Genomic DNA, 21,580 nt, shown 5'->3' with positions numbered 1-21,580 from the left:
ATGAATGCATTACCTTTGCTTAACTCGTTAGTAGAAAAGCGCTCAACGGCACGTTTCAAACACCAGATTAAGTGATCCCCCTAATAATAAAATATAATTCTAATTGTGGAGTGTGACTATGACCGCACGTGAAACTGTGGTTCCAGTTTTACTTGAAAAAGTTTACAAGCTGATTCAAGACAAACTTGACCTTGCTCATCGACCTCTCGTAACTCAACTTGCTCAACACTTGTTTAGTAACGTTTCTCACGACGATCTAACTCAGAGAAACGAATCCGATTTATATGGTGCTGTAGTTAGCTTATGGCATCACATCAATGAAAAGAAAGCCGACGAAATCTCTGTACGCGTATTCAACCCGACGGTAAGTCGTCAAGGTTGGCAGTCTACTCATACTATCGTTGAGATAGTCGTTCCAGACAGTCCATTCCTTGTTGATTCCGTAAAAATGGCATTGACTCGCCTAGACCTTTCTTCTCACCTTATGCTTCATAACCCAACACAAATCTCTCGCTCAGATAAGGGCAGTGTTGTCGGTGTAAGCAATAACGAAGGTGCATTCCAATCGCTTTTCCATATCGAAGTTGACCGTCTGAGTAGTAAAGCTGAAATGACAGCACTTAAAACGGAGTTGCTGGATATCTTTACCGACACTAGCTTAGTCGTGAACGATTGGTTGAAGATGGTTGAAAGACTTGAAGAAGTGACCAATCAAGTTGAACAGCAAAAAGAGAGCATTCCAGTAGACGGCCAGCGCTTTGATGAAACGTTGGCGTTTCTTCGTTGGTTAGGCCAACACAACTTTACATTCATGGGTTATAAGGAATATGACCTAGTTTCAGTTAACGGCGACACTGAACTGCAACCGACCAAGGAGCAAGGTCTTGGTTTGTTTGCGAACTCAGATCGTGTACGTAACGTTAAGCTATCTGAGTTTTCTGATTCGGCACGTCTTGAAGCGAAAAAGCCTTATGTGCTTATCGTAACCAAGGGCAACACGGCTTCACGCATTCACCGCCCAGCTTACAACGATTACATTGGTATTAAGAAGTTCGATAAGAACGGTAAGGTCATTGGTGAGCACCGCTTTACTGGTCTTTACACATCTGCCGTTTATAACCAAACCGTTGAAACGATTCCTCTTGTTCGCGAGAAAGTAGAACGTATTTTGGATGCGAGTGGTTACCGTGAAGGTTCATACTCTTACAAAGCGCTGCACAACATTCTTGAAAACTACCCACGTGATGAACTGCTGCAAGCTCGAGAAGAAGAGCTACTAGAAGTCGGTACGGGCGTAGTACAAATGCAAGATCGCGATCTCCTGCGTTTGTTTGTTCGCAAAGACCCGTTTGGTCGTTTCTTTAGCTGCATGGTTTACGTAACAAAAGATCGTTACAACACTGAGCTTCGTCGCCAAACACAGCGCATCTTGAAACAGTACTTTGGTTGTGAAGAAGAGGTTGAATTTACAACGTACTTCTCTGAAAGCCCGCTAGCAAGAACGCACTATATTGTTCGTGTTGATAACAACAACATGGATGTGGACGTGAAAACAATTGAGCAAAATTTAATGGAAGTATCGTCTACGTGGGATGACCGTCTGTCTGAATCTATCATTGCAAACTTCGGTGAAAGCAAAGGTCTTCCATTGTCGAAAGAGTACATGCGTGCATTCCCACGTTCGTACAAAGAAGACATGATGCCAGGTTCTGCTGTTGCCGACATTGAACGTTTAGAAGCGCTAAGTGAAGACAACAAACTGGGTATGCTTTTCTACCGTCCTCAAGAAGAAGCGGCAGATTCAAAAGCCGTTCGTTTGAAGTTGTTCTATCACAGCGATGAGCCAATTCACCTTTCTGATGTTATGCCAATGCTTGAAAACTTTGGCCTACGCGTTATCGGTGAATCTCCATATGAAGTGCGTAAAACCAACGGTGTGACCTATTGGATCCTTGATTTCTCTATGCTGCACAAGAGCGATAAGACCATTGATCTTCGTGAAGCTCGCGATCTTTTCCAACAAGCCTTTGCGGCAATCTGGGCGGGTGAGTTAGACAGCGATGGTTTCAACCGCTTAGTACTTGGCGCTGGTCTTTCTGGCCGTGAAATCTCAATCTTACGTGCTTATGCTCGTTACATGCGTCAAGTGGGTTTCCCATTCAGCCAACAATACATTGAAGACACATTGTCTCATTACCCAGAGTTAGCAAAAGGGCTAGTGAGCTTATTCGGCAAGCGTTTCGATCCTAAACTGAAGGGCAGCGTGAAAGGCCAACAAGATCTTATTAAGAAGATCACTGAACAGTTGGATCATGTAGAGAGCTTGGATGATGATCGTATCATTCGTCGCTACATGGAAATGATCACTGCCACGCTGCGTACTAACTACTACCAAGTAGATGAAAATAAGCAATCTAAGCCTTGGTTGGCTCTGAAAATGAGACCAAGTGAGATTCCAGATATCCCGGCACCGGTTCCTGTATTTGAGATTTTCGTTTACGCACCGGACATTGAAGGTGTGCATCTACGTGGCGGCAAAGTTGCGCGTGGTGGTTTACGTTGGTCAGACCGTCAAGAGGATTTCCGTACGGAGATCCTAGGCCTAGTTAAAGCACAGCAAGTTAAGAATACGGTGATTGTGCCCGTTGGTGCAAAAGGTGGTTTCGTTTGTAAGCGTCAGCATATGATGTCTGGCCGTGATGAAATCTTCGCTGAAGGTCAACGTTGTTATAAGCGCTTCATCCGTGCATTACTCGACGTATCAGACAACATCATCGAGGGTGAGGTTATCCCACCTAAGAGCGTCGTTCGTCATGATGAAGACGACCCATATTTAGTTGTTGCTGCGGATAAAGGTACCGCGACATTCTCAGATCTGGCTAACTCAGTTGCTGCAGAGTACAACTTCTGGCTAGGAGACGCGTTTGCATCGGGTGGTTCTAATGGTTATGACCATAAAGCCATGGGGATTACAGCAAAAGGTGGTTGGGAATCGGTTAAGCGTCACTTCCGTGAGATGGGTATTAACTGTCAAACCACAGACTTCACTGCGATAGGTGTTGGTGATATGGCTGGTGACGTGTTTGGTAACGGCATGCTGTTATCTAAGCACATCCGTTTACAAGCTGCGTTTAACCACATGCACATCTTCATTGATCCTAACCCAGAATCAGCGTCAAGCTGGGTAGAGCGTGATCGTCTATTTAATCTGCCTCGCTCAAGCTGGGAAGATTATAATAAAGACCTGATTTCTCAAGGTGGTGGCATCTTCTCTCGCCGAGCGAAGTCTATCTCTCTGACACCTGAAATACAGAAAATGCTGGGCACGAAGAAAGCATCAATGGCACCAAATGACTTGATCAAAGCGATCCTGTCTATGAACGTTGATCTACTTTGGAACGGTGGTATTGGTACTTATGTTAAGTCTTCAAGCGAGACTCATACTGATGTAGGTGACCGTGCAAATGACGTTCTACGTATCGATGGTCGCGACCTAAAGGCCAAGGTTGTTGGCGAAGGTGGGAACTTGGGTATGACTCAATTGGGTCGTATTGAATACGCTCTAACGGGCGGTCGAGTTAATACTGACTTCGTTGATAACGTTGGTGGTGTAGACTGCTCGGATAACGAAGTTAACATTAAGATCTTCTTGAATGGTTTGGTGTCTAATGGTGATCTAACCGTCAAACAACGTAACCAAGTTCTTGAGTCTATGGAAGACGAAGTAGGCGAAATCGTACTAGACGACGCATACTGCCAAGCCGAATCTATTTCGGTTACTGAGCACCAAGGTGTTGGCTTAGTCAAAGAGCAAATCCGCTTTATTCACACAATGGAAAAAGCAGGGTACTTGGATCGTGGTTTGGAATATATCCCAGATGACGAAACATTGCTTGAGCGCGAAAAGCAGGGTCAAGGCCTAACAAGACCAGAGCTTTCTGTACTTGTTGCTTACGGTAAAATGGTACTTAAAGAAGATCTTGTGAGTGATGATATTGCGAATGATGAGTTCCATGCTCAACAACTGATGCAATACTTCCCAACAGAGTTACGCCGTAACTACTCTCAGCACATGGATAACCATCCACTTCGTGCAGAGATCATTGCGACTGCGCTTGCTAACCAAATGGTTAACGAGATGGGCTGTAACTTCGTGACTCGCTTGCAAGAAGAGACGGGCGCGAACATTGTTGATATTGCGAATGCTTACGCGGCATCACGTGAAATCTACGGCCTAGGTAAGGTATTGAAGAGCATCCGTGAACTGGACAACATCTCAAGTTCTGAAGCTCAATACGAATTGCTTTACCATGTACGTCGTACGCTTCGTCGTCTAGCACGCTGGTTGCTAAGAAACCGTACCGGTAAACAGTCAGTGAATGCATTGATTGAGCTTTACCAAGGTGATGTCGTCGCAATTACTGAGAAGCTGGATGAAAACCTAGTGGCTTCAGAAGTAGAAGAGCATCAAGCAATGGCTCAAGTATGGATTGACCAAGGTGTAAACGCTGAGCTGGCTAATTCAGTGGCTCGTTTGTCTAGCCTGTACTCAGCACTGGATATATCTACAGTGGCTCGTGAAACAGGTAAAACAGTACAGCAAGCGTCTAAGCTTTACTTCAACCTAGGCGACCGTTTGTCACTGCACTGGTTCTTGAAGCAAATCAATGGCCAAGCTATAGACAACAACTGGCAAGCACTGGCGCGTGCAGCATTCAGAGAAGATCTGGATTGGCAGCAACGCCAGTTAACTGGTCAAGTACTTAACTGTGGTTGTGCTTCAGATATCGATGTGATTAAAGCGCTTGATGACTGGATGGAAAGTAACTCTGTTTCTCTACATCGTTGGGAAAGCATCCTAAACGAATTCAAAGTAGGTTCTGTTCATGAGTTTGCTAAGTTCTCAGTAGCATTGCGTGAATTGATGCTGTTGAATCTAAACTGCATGTCAAAAGACTAGTTACTAGATAAGACGAAAAAGTATAAGGGCAGGCCACAAGGTCTGCCTTTTTCGTTTCGGTAAAGTGGAAACAATAGGCCTAACGACTTTTGAAGAACAAACTTCGACGCAAACGTTGTTTGTTGTTAAGTGACCTGATGGCTGTACTAAGGTTGAGATTAGAAATGGCTTAATAACTTGAAGAAACGATAACGTTTGCTTAATAATGAACCTCATTCGTTAGCAAACTTGATTATCTTACCCTTACAGACAGTAATAGATTGAATAGTTGGGTAAATAAGTAAATAATAGCGCCCCGTTTACACGGGGCTTTTTTCTATCGGAGGCACAATGCTTTACCGTCTAGCCAGAACTGGCTTTTTCCAACTTGATGCCGAAAAGGCACATGATCTTGCAATTCAAAATTTCAAGCGCTTCACAGGCACACCTATTGATCTTTTGTATCGCCAACAATTACCTCACCGACCTGTAGAGTGCATGGGTCTTACTTTTAAAAACCCAGTTGGCCTTGCTGCTGGCCTAGATAAAAACGGCGAATGTATTGATGCATTTGGCGCAATGGGTTTTGGTTTCGTAGAAGTAGGAACAGTGACTCCACGTCCGCAAGCGGGTAACGACAAACCTCGTTTATTCCGTCTTGTTGAAGCTGAAGGTATCATCAACCGCATGGGTTTTAACAACCTAGGCGTCGACAACCTTGTTGAGAATGTTAAGAAGTCGAACTACGATGGCATCTTAGGCATTAACATTGGTAAGAATAAAGACACACCAATTGAAAAGGGCGCTGAAGATTACTTGATCTGTATGGAGAAGGTATATCAATACGCTGGTTACATTGCTGTGAACATCTCTTCACCAAACACTCCAGGACTTCGTTCTCTACAATACGGCGAAGCTCTAGACGATCTATTGTCTGAACTTAAAACGAAACAATCTGAACTGGAAGAGAAGCATGGTAAATATGTTCCTCTTGCTCTTAAGATTGCTCCGGATCTAAGCGACGACGAAATTCGCCAAATTTGTGAATCATTGATCAAAAATAAGATCGATGGTGTGATCGCAACAAACACAACATTGGATCGTTCAATCGTTGAAGGTATGAAACATTGTGATGAAGCGGGTGGCCTAAGTGGACGTCCTGTTCAATCTCGTAGTACTGAAGTAGTTCGTAAACTTCACGAAGAGCTGGGTGACAAACTGCCGATCATTGGAGTAGGTGGTGTTGACTCGTATGTTGCTGCAAAAGAGAAAATGATGGCGGGCGCGAAGCTTGTACAGGTTTACTCTGGTTTCATCTACAAAGGCCCAGGCCTAGTTGGCGACATCGTTAAAAATCTATAAGCTGAAAATTGCTTTTATTTTTGAAAAGCGACAATCTGGCATCGTCTTACTAAAAGAGACACTGTAACTCACTGAGTTGTAGAGAAAAGCGATAAGAAAGAGGAATTCATTTCCTCTTTTTTTTTGCCTATTGCTCAGTAAAATTACTGTAATTGAAGGTAATTTTGCGTTTTACCTAATGGAATGGTTCAACAGTGTGAGACGAAATGATGCTTAAACCTAGCGATACATGGAGTTGGTATTACGATGAGCAGCAATGTTCATTAATGCTAAACCTCGGAGAGGATATGATTTTCAAAACGAATCTGGTCCGCAATAAGCTGGTGGACTGCGCGTTTCGAGATAATGAATTCACCGTTGATGACGCATCTTCATACCAAACCTTCAAAGAACAAATTTCTGGCTTAGAACTGTCTGAGCCTCGTCAAGCTGAATTAGCACTCTATTGTGTGGCAGCAAAGCGTTTCCATAAGCCTGTACAGCCTAAGAGTTGGTTCTTCGACTCACAAGGTACTGGCCATGAATATCCTCAAGAAGGGGATATTGTACAAATGAATAACGAGCATAGCTTAGGGTATTTCATTGTATTAGAAGTGGGAGAGTGTGCGAGCCTATGTGCATTTGTTGACCTAGAAGAGTTCCTGTTAACGCCTTCAAAAGGACTGCGATTTGGAGACTCAATCAAGGTGATGCACGATAGAATGGTAGACGCGAACGCTATCCTTCATCAGACACACATAGCGATGGTAGGTTAACCTCTAATCTAGCACATCATTTCAACCACGCATCGCAGCACACAAACGTATAAACCTTCCTCAGAATCGGCTCATTAGCCGATTTTTTTGTGCCTAAAAAACCTCATCCTGATAAATACATCACGGCTTAACCATTTAAATAGTGAACTTACGACTATTTTTTCACCTTAATTTCTGCCCGTTTTCATCGCCAGAAGAGTAAATCTACCGTCTTTATTCCCTGTTTTTGGTCTTTTGTTGCTAAATTTCATCCATAAATCTCTCTTGGTATATACCAGTCTTGGGGTGAATATAAATTCACATTGCTACTTTGGTTAATAAGTGGTCAGAAATGAAGTTGGTTTGATAGGTCTTATGTTCTAAGGGGATGTGGGTAAGCGATCGCTTCAAGACTGTGCATTTGCTAGCCAGTTAGTCGAAAGATTCAATGAAAAGACGTGTTTAGTGTGATGCTCTAGTTACAAATTCAGGTATAATCGAACTCATTTTTATCAATAAAAGAACACTATGAATCAATATCTAGCGGTTACCTCAAACGGCCTTGAGAATTTATTAGTTGAAGAACTAACCCAACTAGGGATTACAAACGCAAAACCTGTTCAAGCAGGTGTTAAATTCAAAGCGACCAATGAGCAAATTTATCGTTGTTGTTTGTGGAGCCGTTTGGCTTCTCGATTTGTACGTGTCCTTTCTGAATTCACTTGTATGGACGACATGGATTTGTACCTATCAACCACTGCGGTTAACTGGGTAAATCAATTCCATAGCTCTAAGCGTTTTGTTGTTGACTTCAATGGTACGAACAACGAAATCCGTAATAGCCAATACGGTGCGATGAAAGTAAAAGATGCCGTTGTTGATTGCTTTGAGAAGAAGTCTTTACCTCGTCCTTCTATTAGCAAAGAGAACCCAGACATTCGTATCCACGTTCGTTTACACCGTGATAAAGCGATTCTTGGTGTTGATATGGTAGGTAGCGGTCTTCACCAACGTGGTTACCGTCCTGAATCAGGTCGAGCACCACTACGTGAAACTCTTGCTGCCGCGATTCTTCTTCGTAGTGGTTGGGACGCAACTAAGCCTTTCCTAGATCCAATGTGTGGTTCAGGTACGTTAGTGATTGAAGCGGCGATGATGGCTGCAAACATGGCTCCAGGTGTTAAACGTCAGAAGTGGTGTTTTGAATCACTAGAAGATTTCGAACCAGAGCTATGGGCTGAAGTGAAAGCAGAAGCGAACGTCCAAGGCCGTCGTGGCGTTAAGAAAGTAGAATGTAAGTTCTATGGCTATGACAATGACGAACGCATGATCAAAACAGCGCGTGACAATGCTCGTCGTGCTGGTGTTGAAGAGTTGATTGAATTCGAAGTAGGTGATGCTGCAAAACTTAAGCGTCCTACCGAGTTTACTGATGGTGTGATTGTTTCTAACCCACCTTATGGTGAGCGTTTAGGTACAGAGCCGGGTCTTATTGCTCTTTACACAGCATTTGGCGCGCAGCTTAAAGCTGAATTTGGCGGTTGTAACGCGTCTATCTTCTCTAGTTCAGACGAACTACTGAGCTGCTTACGCATGCGTGCAGACAAACAGTTCAAATTGAATAACGGTGCGTTACCGTGTCACCAAAAGAACTACTCAATTTCAGATCGTCCGATGTCAGAACGTCCAACGGGCGAGCAAGAACAGTTAATTGCTCCTGACTTCGCAAACCGTCTTAAAAAGAACATCGGTAAAATTGGTAAGTGGGCTAAGAAAGAGCAATTAGATTGTTACCGTATCTACGATGCGGACTTACCAGAATACAATGTAGCGATTGATGTATACCCAGGTCACCTTGTGATTCAAGAATACGCAGCGCCTAAAGATGTACCGGAAGAGAAGGCAAAACGTCGCTTAACCGATATCATCCGTGCTTCTATTCAAGTAACAGGCGTAGAAGCAAACAACGTTGTGCTTAAAGTTCGTCAGAAACAGAAAGGCCGTTCTCAATACCAGAAATTGGCTCAAGACTCATCGAACTTAGAAGTGAACGAGTATGGCGTTAAGCTGATTGTTAATCTTCATGATTACCTAGATACCGGGTTGTTCCTAGATCATAAGATCACTCGTCGTCGTATCGGTGAGATGGCCGCAGGTAAGGATTTCCTAAACTTGTTTGCTTATACAGGAAGTGCATCTGTTCATGCTGCTGTGGGTGGTGCTCGTTCTACAACTACTGTTGATATGTCTAATACCTACCTAGAGTGGGCGAAAGAGAACATGGAGCTTAACGGTCGTGTTGGTCGTCAACATCAGTTTGTTCAAGCTGACTGTCTACAATGGCTAGCTAAAGAGCAGGGTTCTTATGATCTGATCTTTATCGATCCACCTACGTTCTCTAACTCAAAGCGTATGGATCAATCTTTCGATGTTCAACGTGATCACATTCAGCTGATGGAAAACCTTAAACGTCTTCTTCGTGAAGAAGGCACGATTGTGTTCTCTAACAACAAGCGTCACTTCAAAATGGACTTGGAAGCTCTAGATGAGTTAGGTCTTAAGGCTCAGAATATCTCAGCGAAGACACTTCCATTGGACTTCTCTCGCAATAAGCACATTCATAACTGCTGGTTGATTACACATAAGTAGTTAAGAGATCGTATAAGGATATATAGTGCTGACTCTCTACAGTACAGAAGGGTGCCATCTATGTGAGATGGCATTCCAACTCACGGAACAGTTAAACATTAGCCATCACGTCAACGTTGTTGACATTGCATTTGATGATGAGCTCTTTTCCCGTTACGGGGTCACTATTCCGGTGCTCAAATTTGAAAGCTCTGACCTTTCTCAAAGCTCAGAGCTTAACTGGCCATTTGGCTTGTTAGAACTTAATGATTGGTTAAAGAAGAATGGCATTACTTACAATTCATAATGGGCAATTAGCGTTTGGCGATCACCCGTTATTAGATCGTGCGGACTTCGCACTGCAAGAAAACGAACGTGTGTGTTTAGTAGGGCGCAATGGCGCTGGTAAGTCTACGTTGATGAAAATCCTGTCTGGGAACATCATCATGGACGACGGCAAGATGCAAATCACACAAGATGTGGTTGTGTCGCGCCTTGAGCAAGATCCACCGCGCAATGAGCAAGGTACCGTTTATGATTACGTTGCTGGTGGCCTAGCTGAAATCGGTGAACAGCTGAAGATCTATCATGATCTTCTGGATCTCATCGGTACTGACCCTAGTGAAAAGAACCTAAATCGTCTTACTCGTGTTCAAGAGCAATTGGATCATGCGAATGCATGGCGCTTTGAAGATCGCGTAAGCAACGTATTGGCGGCGCTTAAGCTAACTGCAGAAACCAAACTGACGGATTTGTCTGGTGGTTGGCAACGTAAAGCAGCACTTGCTCGTGCGCTTGTATGTGACCCTGACGTGCTTCTACTTGACGAACCGACTAACCACTTAGATGTTGCGACCATTGAATGGTTAGAGGGTTTCCTGAAAGACTTCCGCGGTTCAATCATCTTTATCTCGCATGACCGTGCGTTCATTAAATCGATGGCAACACGTATTGTCGATCTTGATCGCGGTAAATTGAGCTCTTTCCCGGGTGATTACGAAAACTATCTTGTTGAGAAAGAAGAAGCGCTTCGTGTAGAAGAAATGCAAAACGCTGAATTTGATAAGAAGCTTGCTCAAGAGGAAGTTTGGATTCGTCAAGGCATTAAAGCTCGTCGTACTCGTAACGAAGGCCGTGTGCGTGCGCTTAAGAAGCTACGTGAAGAGCGTTTAAACCGTCGAGAAGTGCAGGGCAAAGCCGTTATCCAAATCGACGATGGCCAGCGTTCAGGCAAGATTGTATTTGAAGCTGAGAATCTTAACTTTGGCTTTGAAGGCAAAGAAATTGTTAAGGACTTCAGCTTCAACATCATGCGTGGCGATCGTATCGCTCTGATTGGTCCTAACGGTTGTGGTAAGAGTACGGTACTTAAGCTGCTTCTTGACCAGCTTAAGCCTGATTCAGGTCGTTTGCATTGTGGTACTAAGCTTGAAGTCGCTTACTTTGACCAATACCGCGAAATTCTAGACCCTGAGAAGTCTGTAATTGATAACCTCGCGGATGGTAAGCAAGAAGTCACTGTAGGTGGCCGTGAGCGTCATGCTCTAAGCTACTTACAAGATTTCTTATTCTCTCCAAAACGTGCTCGCACTCCTGTTAAAGCACTATCTGGTGGTGAGAAAAACCGTCTGTTATTGGCGCGTATTTTCCTTAAGTCGAACAACTTGTTGATTCTCGATGAGCCAACCAACGATCTAGATATCGAAACTTTGGAACTTTTAGAAGATTTGCTTGCCAACTATCAGGGTACGCTGCTTTTAGTGAGTCACGATCGTCAGTTTGTTGATAACACAGTGATGACAAGTTGGATCTTTGAGGGTAATGGCGTTATTGAAGAATTTGTTGGTGGTTACCACGATGCTCAGCAGCAAAGAAAGCAAGCATTAGAGTACCGACAGGTTGAAAAGCCATCAAAGCCTGAGAAAGTAGTTGAGGAAACTCCCAAAACTGCGCCAGTTAAGGCTAAACCTAAGAAGTTATCGTATAAGCTACAACGAGAACTAGAAGCGCTACCAATGCGTTTGGAAGAATTGGAAACTCAAATTGAAACTCTTCAGGAAGAAGTCAACGATCCAAGCTTCTTTTCAAAATCTGTAGAGCAGACACAACCAGTATTAGATAAGCTATCTGCAGCAGAGCAGGAGCTTGAAGTTGCTTTTGAGCGCTGGGAAGAGCTCGAGGCACTACAACAGGAAAGTTAAGAAGTAATAATGACTTGTACTAAATTTAAATTAACAACAGTTGCAGCATTAGTTTTTGCTGCAACTAACGCGAACGCTGCGCTTTACAAGGTAGTTGAAGTGACGCCTTCGATTACTGGCACATCAGAGATATTCGGTGTAGCTATTCAGCCTGGTACTGCTACAGACGGAACGAACGACCTTGCACTAGGATGTTTTGACGCTACCGCAACTAACTGTGCTGATACGACATTTAAATTAGCTGGTGAAACTCGCAATACGGTCGAGGCTGTAAGTTATCGCGAAGAAGTACCATTCGCAATGGATGCACCATTTCAGTACATTCAAGAGCGTGATGATTTCGAAAACTATTGTTATCGAGAGCTGAGATATTCTACATGTGAAAGTTGGGCTGAAAACCGTTGGAATGACACTTGGAGTAAGGAAAGAAATGACCTTACTCACGTAAATGCAAAAGCGTTTGTTGAAGGTGGGGATACTTTTGAAACTCGCAATACGGTAATCAATTCTTTAGATGAGAATGCCCAACCTGTGGGGATAAAATCCAAAGATGATATTCGCAATAATGCATTGTTTACGACGACAGCGGCGCCAACTGGAGCTTCAGAAACTCGTGCTTGGAAAGCGATAACGGCAAGCAACGGTACCGTTTACAATGTAGGTAGTATCTCTGAAGAGTTTGATCCGACTGACACTTCTGAACCAGATAAGGCGTTTGCTTCTAAAGCGGCAATTTGGGGTGGCACAACAACAAAAGAAATTGATTGGGTCAGAAGTGGTAATGCCCAACAAGGCGATTATTTTGCTCAAGGCAGTATGCGTTCAATTGTTGAGTCGAGTTCGATCTTTTATGGTGTCGGTTACAACACTGTAGATGGGAATGGCGACCTTCAAGACATGAACGCAAGTGTTTTTGTTAGTGATTCATTAGACATTTCAGGCTCTTGGTCAACGAAAGTTATTAGCGGTGCAGAGGTTAAGTCTGGTTCATCTAACGATGATGCGAGATACAGTAACTCCGTTGCTACTGACATCAACGATAACTTGTTTGCTGTGGGTTATTCTAAGCGTAATGGTTATGTACCAGAGAGCGGTAGTGCAGGTAACAAGATTTTCGTTGTTACGGATGCATCTGCAGTGACTCCGACGGCAACATACCTGTCTGGTGGTATCTTCTTTGGTGGCTCAAGTGGTGAAGCTAAAGCCGTTAACAACTTCAATGAGTTTGTCGGTCAAATAGATGCAGAAACCACTCGTGAGGTTGATGGTAGTGAAAGAAGACACAGAGGCTTTATATATCCTTATAACGTGTCTTCATCAACTGAAGCTCGTCGTGTAGACATCTTTAACGGTCAGGCTTGGTGGTTAGATGATCTAACAAATGATGGTAATGTTTCCGGAGAGAACAACAAGTTCCGAATTATTGATGCTACTGACATTAACGATGCTGGTGTGATCTCTGCTACTGCTATCAAATGTACAGTTGGAGGAACGACTCAACCGTATGACACAACGTCTCACAACTCATACTGTGGTGGCGCGTCATCTAACGCGGTAGAAGAGGTTGTTGCAGTTAAGCTTGTACCAATTGCCGGTGCAACTAAAGCTGATATCCAAACTCGTAGTGCCGACTCAGAGAAAGTTGATCGTCAAGGTGGTAGCCTAGGTTGGTTAACTTTGACTGTGCTTGGTCTGTTAGGGTTCCGCAGAAAATTTAAATAATTTATCTCTTGGGCCCGAGTTCACAATTCTGAACTCGGGCTTTTTTTCGCCTTGAGAAAAGTGAAAATTTGACCGATTCTTAAAGTTGGAGTCACAAAAACTCCGTAAAGTTGTAATCATTGTATGTTAGTAAATGTAACACCCGTATGAGGACTGCACTATGAAGAGACAAAAGCGTGATCGACTAGAACGAGCACAATCTCAAGGCTACAAGGCTGGTTTAAATGGACGGTCGCAAGAAGCTTGCCCATATAGCCAAATGGATTCTCGGTCTTATTGGTTAGGTGGATGGCGTGACGCCAAAGATGACAAGCAATCAGGTCTCTATAAGTAGATAGGGCGTAAAGAATTCAAGGTCAGGGCTCCATTGTCTGTTGATTACAACGGCTGGAGCCTTGTTAGTTTCAGAACAACACAAAGACTCCCAGAGCTATGTAGCATTCTAGTTTCGCTATCATAAGCGTATCGCTGGTGGATTTATCCTGTTTCAAGCTTAATACGGGATACTTTAATGCACTATAACTAAATTTATTGGAACGTAAATAAAGCAGCCATGGGCTGCTTTACTAAAAATCTAACTATTAGATTAGAATGCTGACGTATCTTGGAAAAGGCCAACTTTCAAATCTTTAGCAACGTAGATCTCTTTACCATCAACAAGTACGCGACCATCCGCAAGGCCCATAACTAGACGACGGTTAACAACACGCTTCATGTGGATCTCGTAAGTTACTTTTTTCGCTGTAGGCAGAATTTGACCAGTGAATTTCACTTCGCCAACCCCTAGAGCACGACCTTTACCTTCGCCGCCAACCCAACCAAGGTAGAAACCAACCAGCTGCCACATTGCGTCAAGGCCTAGACAACCAGGCATTACAGGGTCACCTGGGAAGTGACAATCGAAGAACCATAGGTCAGGAGTAATATCCAGCTCAGCAAGAACTAAACCTTTACCGTAATCACCTTCAGTTTCAGACATCTTAGTGATGCGATCCATCATTAGCATGTTCGGTGCTGGTAGTTGAGGGCCTTGTGGCCATAGTTCGCCTTGGCTTGATGCTAGAAGCTCTTCGCGAGTGTAAGAATCACGTTTGTTTTGCATTATCAATTACTCCGATTTTTGATAGGTGCATATTAGTGAACAGGTGTACGCTAAACAAGTCCGATCAGTACTAGACAAACCAGTTTTTAATGCGTCCAACGATTCCAATAGGGTGCTCATGTCTTTCAAAGTTTTCAATACGTTCCGCGATTTTACTCAGAACGCTTTCTTGTTCATCGTCTCTAAATGGTTTGTTCATAATGAGAGGAATTGCTTCGTCTACATTAGACACAGACCAAATATGGAATTCTTCATTCTTAATGCTTTCAATAAGGTCAGGCTTTAGTGCAAGATGCCTTAAGTTCGATCTTGGAAGGATCACACCTTGTTCGCCTGTTAAGCCGTTGTGCTTACACACATGGTAGAAGCCTTCGATTTTCTCGTTTAGCCCGCCAACAGCTTGCACACGTCCAAATTGGTCAACTGCACCTGTAACCGCAATTTGTTGATTGATAGGGTATTCAGACAAAGCACTAACCAGAGAACACAACTCCGCAAGAGAAGCACTATCGCCATCTACTTCGCAGTAAGACTGCTCAAATACTACGGAAGCTGCGTATGGTAATGGATCTTCAAGGTTTAGTGCGCTGCTCACAAATGCTTGCATGATCATCATGCCTTTAGCATGAAGATTACCACCCAGCTCGGCTTTGCGCTCAACATCGGCAATATCACCATCACCAAAGTGAATAACACAGGAAATTCGTGCAGGTTCACCATACGATATTGGGTGTCCCGGTACATCGATGACCGTCAATCCATTAACTTGACCAACTTGTTCACCTTCAGTTTCGATAATGACTTGGCCATCACGAATATCATCAAGGGCGCGTTCTGGTAGATAAGATTCACGGTTGTATTTGTGCTGTTGAGCTTGCTGGATATGGTGAATATCAATCTCACCATTGTCGGCTTCAATCAAAGCTTCGTTCAATAACGCGTTGTGCCAAATAGGGCACAGTGGGATATAGCTTTGATCTTCGGTTTCTCTTGCTCCGGCAGTAAGAATGCCAGTCAACGCTTGTTGCGTGATGTTTGGTAATTCATAGCGTTGTTGAAGCCACTTAAGGTAACCAAGATATTGAGTCAGAGTGTCTTCTGAGAGCTTAATGTCCTGTTCAATTTCGCTGAATAGGCAAAAACCGGTTTGAATATCGCTGTCTAGGTAATCAAGGTCACCTAGTTGAGCTCTGTCTCCAACTACAATTAACTTAATATTGTAAGTAAGAGGTAAGGTTGGCGACTGATTCAAGTGTTCAGGGTTACTGCTGATAGGCTCTACAGCTTCACCAAGCAGCGCAGATTTAAGCAGTAACCAGCTTCCTGGGTTTGCCAAGATCAGGTTTGCTGAAACGATCAGATAACCGTTGTTTGCTCTAGCCAGTAGGCCAGGTTTTGTCGCAATAACCTTACCGTCTTTCGATTGAACTTGGTCAAATAGAGAGGCAGCATTTAAAGACTCAGTTTTGATAACCGGCAGAGTGTGATCATCTAAAGCAGTGACTAGAGATTCAACAATCATTTGACGATAGATTGAATTGTCCGGAGCATTTACCAGTAAAACGCGCGAAAGGTTAGACAAGCGAACAAAGCGGGTTAGCGCATCTTTGAATCTATGTTGAATATCTGAAAACGGGAAAGGCGAGATGTCAGGGAACTGCTCTAATTGAGCGCTATATTCGTCGTACTGAGGCGTAACATGTCGCCAATCTACTTGAGTCATTTAAGTTTCTGATTATGATAATGAGGTAGGGAGTATATAGAAAAACCGATCTCGCTTGTAGCTCTATGTGGTAGTTACTAATCACTAAGCTAATATAAGTATGATCTTGGTCTATTCTTTCAAGACAATAATTGTGAAATAACCCATTCTGGGTTACGCTGTCACTAGGATTAACTCTCGAGATTAGACATGAAATATCAGCAACTTGAAAACTTGGAATGTGGTTGGAAATGGAACTATCTGGTCAAAAAGTGGAAAGAAGGTGAATCGATTACTTGCCATATTGATTCAAGTGAAGCTGACGTTGCTGTTCAAGCCTTATTGAAGCTGGAACACCAGCCTACGGGTGTTCTTGAGTGGATCTCTAACAACATGTCTCCTGAGCTCGATAACAAGCTTAAACAAGCGATCAGAGCTAAGCGAAAACGCCACTTCAATGCTGAACAAGTTCATACAAAGAAGAAATCAATCGACCTTGATTACCGTGTATGGGAAAAGCTATCTCAACGTGCGAACGAGCTAGGTTGTACGCTCTCAGATGCCATCGAGTATTTGGTTAGCGAAGCGTCTCGTAGTGAGCAGGCCAGCAAGACGGTGACTAGCCTCAAAGAAGACTTAAGCAAGCTCCTTTCTGACGATAAATAACCATCAACAGTAGTGGTGACATTATGATGTACGTAATCTTAATCGGTGCGGTATTAGTTTTTTGGTTAGTAGCAGTCGATCGACCGGTATTGAAAATTAAATTTAGCGACGGGGCGATCGAACAAGTTAAAGGGCATCTTCCACCGAGCTTTAAGCACAACCTTCAAGAGATTGGTCATAACAATATCTTTAAAGGCGAGCTAAAAGTGTATGCAAAACGTTCTGGTTACAATCTCAAGTTCACTAAAGATGTTCCTAAAAACGTACAGCAACGTATTCGTAACGTGTTCCCGCATAATGGTTTTAAGTCTAAAGGCTCAAAGAAAGCGTAATCGTTGAGAGTTACGCGTTAGCTGGTCAATCCTCATACTAAGTTAATCCTTCATTTCTCTTAAATCTCCGCATACTGTTCTCACCCTCAACAAAGAGAGAGCAGTATGAGATATCTAGTATTACTATTATGTTTTTTATCCCCAGTCGCTTTTCCCGACGATGCATTGGTTAATCCTGTAGCTAAAAAGATAAAAGTCACCGTCATGAAAGGGCTCAACAAGAGTAATGTTGATTTCGAGGGTTATTGCGATCTGATGATTGAGATGAAGCACTCTAAAGGTTATGCAAGAATCAAAAAGGTGAGAACGTCTGGAGATAGTAAAGTTTGCAAGCAGGCGAAAAAACACCTACCGACGAAGAAAAGGTTCAAATACAGCTTTCCAGAAAAGTATATCCGGCTACATATCACACACTAGCCACTCTCAACGCACTATAACTAAATATCCTTAATTTTATTGAAACAATTTCGTGAACCAATCTCTAATTTCTATTAATATTAGTTTTGTTATAAAGGCAGGATATGCCGATACAAGAGCATTTACGGCAAAGGAAAGTCACGGTTGTTGTTAGCAAATAAAAGTTATACCCCTGAAGTAGTTGAGATCTCAAGGAAGGTCTCAATCAATGTTGAAGCTCGCTTTAATCGATGGTTAATCTCACCTGAATATAAGCTCGCACAATCTACAGTAGACACGTTACTAAGTTTGGAAAATAGGTATTGTGATAGTGTCATATTTGATGAATCTGACCGCATATCTCACAATCAACGTATTTTATTGCGCTGCGAGCAGGATAGAGTCAATGCTCATCGTGAAAAAGTCGACGCGAAGCAACAAACCTTACGATACGTTATCGATGATGTCAGCAATGCCGCTTCTGCGCTAATGCTTGAGAAGCTTCAAGGTACCTTAATAAGTTCGTTGTTTTCAGACTTACCCGATTACAATCAGTTCGCTAGTGTTGCGTATTCGCCATCTTTAAACTTTTCCAAACTCCATGAAATATCCGCGAAAAGTAGGCCATTGAGCTCAAGTTTAATCGAGTTTGTTTCCAATCAAGAGTTTGCAGATAAATATGGAAAGAAATCTAAGGTAATTCTCGATCCAAAAGTTGCAGCACGACAAATAGGAATAGAAAATTGTCGTTTATTGTTCCCATTGTTAATGAGTCAACAGCTGATTAAGTGGAATGATGGCAACATTAAACACATCACACCTAAGGTTTGGCAACACTTGGTCGTGACGTCAAATGCGACTCGAATTCGACTTCAAGAAACGTCGGTTAAAGATCCTAACGTAGGCATTTTACTTGGTGTGTTGAGAGTTCTGCCTTTGTTTTTAATTTGTAACCACTTTTCTTCAACGTTTGAAGACGCATTGGTAAAAACGATGCTTGGTTATCGTGAAGCAAGTGACAAGCATGACGAATATTATGCTTGTACTGAGGTGATGCCAAACACACAGTTTCTTGAATCAATGGTCGAGCAGCTAGAGCTTAAGCTACTAAAAAACCTCGTTGAATTTATAGATTGGAGCCCTGGAAATCAGTTCATCAAGAGGGCACTTCTAGAGGAAGTGAATGACATTCCAGTACTTGAGCGAACGGTTTATGGTGCAGCTTTGGCTCAAGGTAGAAAATATTCTGTTTTCGAGGCGTTAGATAATAGTGAACTATTTAACGTTAAGCACCGACCTTATTGGTTTTCAACTGTTCAAATGTCTATCGCGACGATTGAGCAGATGCAAGATAAAGGATTGGGAAAGCTTACGGTGAACATGTAATAAAAAGAGAGAGTCTCATTAATGTCGCTCTCTTTTTTGTTGCGCTGTAACTTTATGTGAATGTCTTGTTTTGGCGCTAAACAGTAGGATTACACTCTACTTAACTGACCACTTCGAAGGTAAACGACTCTTGCTTTGCTATTGCGTGTTTAACAGGGATACCAAGGCGCTGGCAAGTCATCAGAACTTTCAATTTCCTGTCGGCAGGAGCGTGCTCTGACAGAATCACCGAGCTTAGGCACTCTCTATTAAGGTAGAGTTTATTTCCGATCATCTCGTCATCAGGTAATACCCAGCGGTATTCCTTTTCATAACGCCAATTAGAATGCTTAATTTTGAATATCTCAGCTCCCAGTCTTGATGTTTGTAAACCTCTTAGCGATGCCGGGCGGAACATATTCGGTTCGTCTTCATACTGGACTTCAAAACAGTTGAGATTGGCCTCACCGTTATAGCAGTTGAGATCATACTCGATACACATGCCTTTAAAGTTGTCACCATACTGCGACCATAGTATTGGGTGGTCGTTCGACTGAGAGAAACACATGATCTTAAAGTTTTGTTGACGCTCTTTGTTGAATGCGTGGTTAGATTCAAAAGGGTTATTAAAAGTTTTAGCGTAATCAAACCACAACGAACACTCGGAAATAGATTGTATGTTTCTGTCGTGGAGCGATCTGAACTTATAAAGTTTAGGCAACATATCAAACACCTAGTTTACAAAATTGCCTGATGTTAACACTTTAATTTATTTTTAAGGATTGAATGCATAGCATTTGATTGCTTAATCACCAAATTTATTCATATAACTGTTTGATAGATCAAAATTTAAACACGAAATAGTAGCCTGTTAAAGTGGTTTATTTTGCGTTAGGACAAAGCTTTCAAGTTGTAACTTTTTACAGAAGATACAACGTAACTTTATTTATGGTTGAATTGAATTGTCAAAGTAGAGGTCGAGTAGGGAAATAGGTGATCAAAATTAAAGCCGAGCTTTAAAAGGACGGCTTTAGTAGTATTGAGCCTACGAGTGAATCAAGTTTAGAAGTGGTACCTTGCACCTAGGTAAGCGGTTTGAGGTGACACATCGATGGATTCAATTTCAACGTTTGCATAGCGGTAACCAATATGGATATCGATGTTGTCTGTTACCATCGCACCAAGCTCAGCACCAACTTGGTAGGCTGCTTCAGACTTAGAGTCTGATACTCCAAAAGCTTTCGCTTCCATATCCATAGAGCCAACACCGGCTAATAAAGATACATACAGATCTAATACGTCACCTTCAACAATAAACTTTGGTTTAATGTTTACGAAGAAAGCATGGCCTTCAATATCCATTAAGTCGTTATAGCTAACTTTTCCGATTTTTCGGTACTCGGCTTCTAGCCCCAGTTTGACGACATCATGTGTATTGAATTCGTAGCCTCCAACCAAGTTATAGCTAAAGTCTGATAGATCAGATGAATCTTCAATGGCGCTGCCACGATATTCTAATTCAGTTTCATTATAAAAGCCGATATCAACACCAGCATAAAAATGACCATGCTCTCTAGGTGAGTTTTCGTTTTCACTAGCAAGCGCCTGCGAGCTGATGCCAAAAAAAGCGGTGAATAGCGATAGGGCGATTGTACTGATTTTCATGTAAAGCCTTCTAAGATAATAAGTTATTCTGTTCCAGAATATGTTAACAAACAAAAGATACTCTAACTAATTGAGAACTAGCCTAAAGATCTGATTTTAAAGACTTGTTGGTAATAGAAGTGTCATTATCGCAGTTATGAGACAAGTTAATATAGTCCAGACAGAGGTTAATAGAATTTATGTTGCACTGTAACTTACGATTAGCCAAGTCGTTTATAGAAGTTCGTTTTGGATGGCAACGCAGTTTGGTAACAATGACCGTTGGGCATCAGAAAATTCAAAGTTAGTGGTTTGAAAAACGAGTACGGATGTTACTGATGACGTTGATAGTTGATTCAATTTGGTGAAGAACAAGCCAACATAGGTAAACAAGACTAGATGATTCGGGAGTTCGCTTGGTCTTTTGGGACCCTTAAATCTAGCGAACAAGAGTAACCAAGTCTTTTCAGTTTATTGGTAGTACGGACAATAGACCGAGAGTTAGTGGAAGCGTTAATCATCTAGGTTCTTTTGGTAAGCAAAATCAGGGTAATAGCTTTTAACACTCAACCAGCAGAGACTCTGGACTAACTTTGGAGAGGCATCCGTAATTAGAAGTCTTAATTAAGTTTGAGCAGACATGTGATAAAGCCATCACGATTTAATCCAATTAACGCGGAGTCAAAGCCAGCCAGTAATTAAATAGATAGATTCATGCGGCGCTGTACGTAAAATTACGCGAGTAACAGGCCCTGAAACCTCTCAGATTTCAATCTCCTCTTTGGTG

At 42.5% G+C, this 21,580-nt stretch carries 16 protein-coding genes; 12 read left to right on the top strand and 4 right to left on the bottom strand.

Annotation, left to right across the window (positions count from 1 at the left end):
• Positions 1-118: 118 nt before the first annotated feature.
• From AB4351_RS13155 to rmf, 8 genes are all read left to right on the top strand, one after another.
• A complete protein-coding gene (locus AB4351_RS13155; RefSeq protein WP_372126226.1) occupies positions 119-4,960 on the top strand; it encodes an NAD-glutamate dehydrogenase in 4,842 nt (1,613 codons plus the stop codon).
• A 330-nt stretch (positions 4,961-5,290) separates the two neighbouring features.
• The gene (gene pyrD / locus AB4351_RS13150) at positions 5,291-6,301 is read left to right on the top strand and encodes a quinone-dependent dihydroorotate dehydrogenase (protein ID WP_017063847.1); all 1,011 of its coding nucleotides are present in this window, start codon (positions 5,291-5,293) and stop codon (positions 6,299-6,301) included.
• 206 nt (positions 6,302-6,507) lie between these two features.
• Complete coding sequence (locus AB4351_RS13145) at positions 6,508-7,056, top strand: cell division protein ZapC (RefSeq protein WP_017063848.1); 549 nt, start codon at positions 6,508-6,510, stop codon at positions 7,054-7,056.
• A 507-nt stretch (positions 7,057-7,563) separates the two neighbouring features.
• Positions 7,564-9,684: a bifunctional 23S rRNA (guanine(2069)-N(7))-methyltransferase RlmK/23S rRNA (guanine(2445)-N(2))-methyltransferase RlmL gene (rlmKL, locus tag AB4351_RS13140; RefSeq protein WP_372122137.1), complete on the top strand. Its 2,121-nt coding sequence runs from the start codon at positions 7,564-7,566 to the stop codon at positions 9,682-9,684.
• A 25-nt stretch (positions 9,685-9,709) separates the two neighbouring features.
• Complete coding sequence (locus tag AB4351_RS13135) at positions 9,710-9,970, top strand: glutaredoxin family protein (protein WP_019823251.1); 261 nt, start codon at positions 9,710-9,712, stop codon at positions 9,968-9,970.
• Entirely contained in the window at positions 9,948-11,864 is a 1,917-nt protein-coding gene (locus AB4351_RS13130; protein WP_372126224.1) for an ABC transporter ATP-binding protein, read from the top strand. The genes AB4351_RS13135 and AB4351_RS13130 overlap by 23 nt, the downstream gene beginning before the upstream one ends.
• Before the next feature lie 9 nt (positions 11,865-11,873).
• Entirely contained in the window at positions 11,874-13,586 is a 1,713-nt protein-coding gene (locus AB4351_RS13125; RefSeq protein WP_372126221.1) for a DUF3466 family protein, read from the top strand.
• A gap of 160 nt (positions 13,587-13,746) precedes the next feature.
• Positions 13,747-13,920, top strand: a complete 174-nt coding sequence (rmf, locus tag AB4351_RS13120; protein ID WP_017059676.1) for a ribosome modulation factor — start codon at positions 13,747-13,749, stop codon at positions 13,918-13,920.
• A 252-nt stretch (positions 13,921-14,172) separates the two neighbouring features.
• Here rmf and fabA read toward each other — a convergent pair whose 3' ends face one another.
• Positions 14,173-14,688: a bifunctional 3-hydroxydecanoyl-ACP dehydratase/trans-2-decenoyl-ACP isomerase gene (fabA, locus tag AB4351_RS13115; RefSeq protein ID WP_017059675.1), complete on the bottom strand. Its 516-nt coding sequence runs from the start codon at positions 14,686-14,688 to the stop codon at positions 14,173-14,175.
• A 70-nt stretch (positions 14,689-14,758) separates the two neighbouring features.
• Positions 14,759-16,411 (bottom strand): Lon protease family protein, encoded by a 1,653-nt coding sequence (locus AB4351_RS13110; protein ID WP_017066880.1) that lies wholly within the window; start codon positions 16,409-16,411, stop codon positions 14,759-14,761.
• 189 nt (positions 16,412-16,600) lie between these two features.
• Here AB4351_RS13110 and matP point away from each other — a divergent pair, with 189 nt between their 5' ends.
• From matP to AB4351_RS13090, 4 genes are all read left to right on the top strand, one after another.
• Positions 16,601-17,056: a macrodomain Ter protein MatP gene (matP, locus tag AB4351_RS13105; protein WP_010440786.1), complete on the top strand. Its 456-nt coding sequence runs from the start codon at positions 16,601-16,603 to the stop codon at positions 17,054-17,056.
• A 23-nt stretch (positions 17,057-17,079) separates the two neighbouring features.
• Positions 17,080-17,388 carry a DUF3634 family protein gene (locus tag AB4351_RS13100; protein ID WP_372126218.1) on the top strand — a complete coding sequence of 103 codons (309 nt, stop codon included), beginning with the start codon at positions 17,080-17,082 and terminating at the stop codon, positions 17,386-17,388.
• 105 nt (positions 17,389-17,493) lie between these two features.
• Complete coding sequence (locus tag AB4351_RS13095) at positions 17,494-17,805, top strand: hypothetical protein (protein ID WP_017059671.1); 312 nt, start codon at positions 17,494-17,496, stop codon at positions 17,803-17,805.
• A 144-nt stretch (positions 17,806-17,949) separates the two neighbouring features.
• Positions 17,950-19,170 (top strand): hypothetical protein, encoded by a 1,221-nt coding sequence (locus AB4351_RS13090; protein WP_017066879.1) that lies wholly within the window; start codon positions 17,950-17,952, stop codon positions 19,168-19,170.
• A gap of 100 nt (positions 19,171-19,270) precedes the next feature.
• Here AB4351_RS13090 and AB4351_RS13085 read toward each other — a convergent pair whose 3' ends face one another.
• A complete protein-coding gene (locus AB4351_RS13085; protein ID WP_372126216.1) occupies positions 19,271-19,873 on the bottom strand; it encodes a DUF2971 domain-containing protein in 603 nt (200 codons plus the stop codon).
• A 338-nt stretch (positions 19,874-20,211) separates the two neighbouring features.
• Positions 20,212-20,814: a porin family protein gene (locus AB4351_RS13080; protein WP_017059668.1), complete on the bottom strand. Its 603-nt coding sequence runs from the start codon at positions 20,812-20,814 to the stop codon at positions 20,212-20,214.
• Positions 20,815-21,580: the final 766 nt, after the last annotated feature.

It is taken from the genome of Vibrio sp. 10N.261.51.F11, from assembly GCF_041471665.1.
GTDB classification, from domain to species: Bacteria; Pseudomonadota; Gammaproteobacteria; order Enterobacterales; family Vibrionaceae; genus Vibrio; species Vibrio crassostreae_C.
The sequence above is the reverse complement of the archived record's forward strand: the minus strand, read 5'-3'. Positions and strand labels throughout refer to the sequence as shown.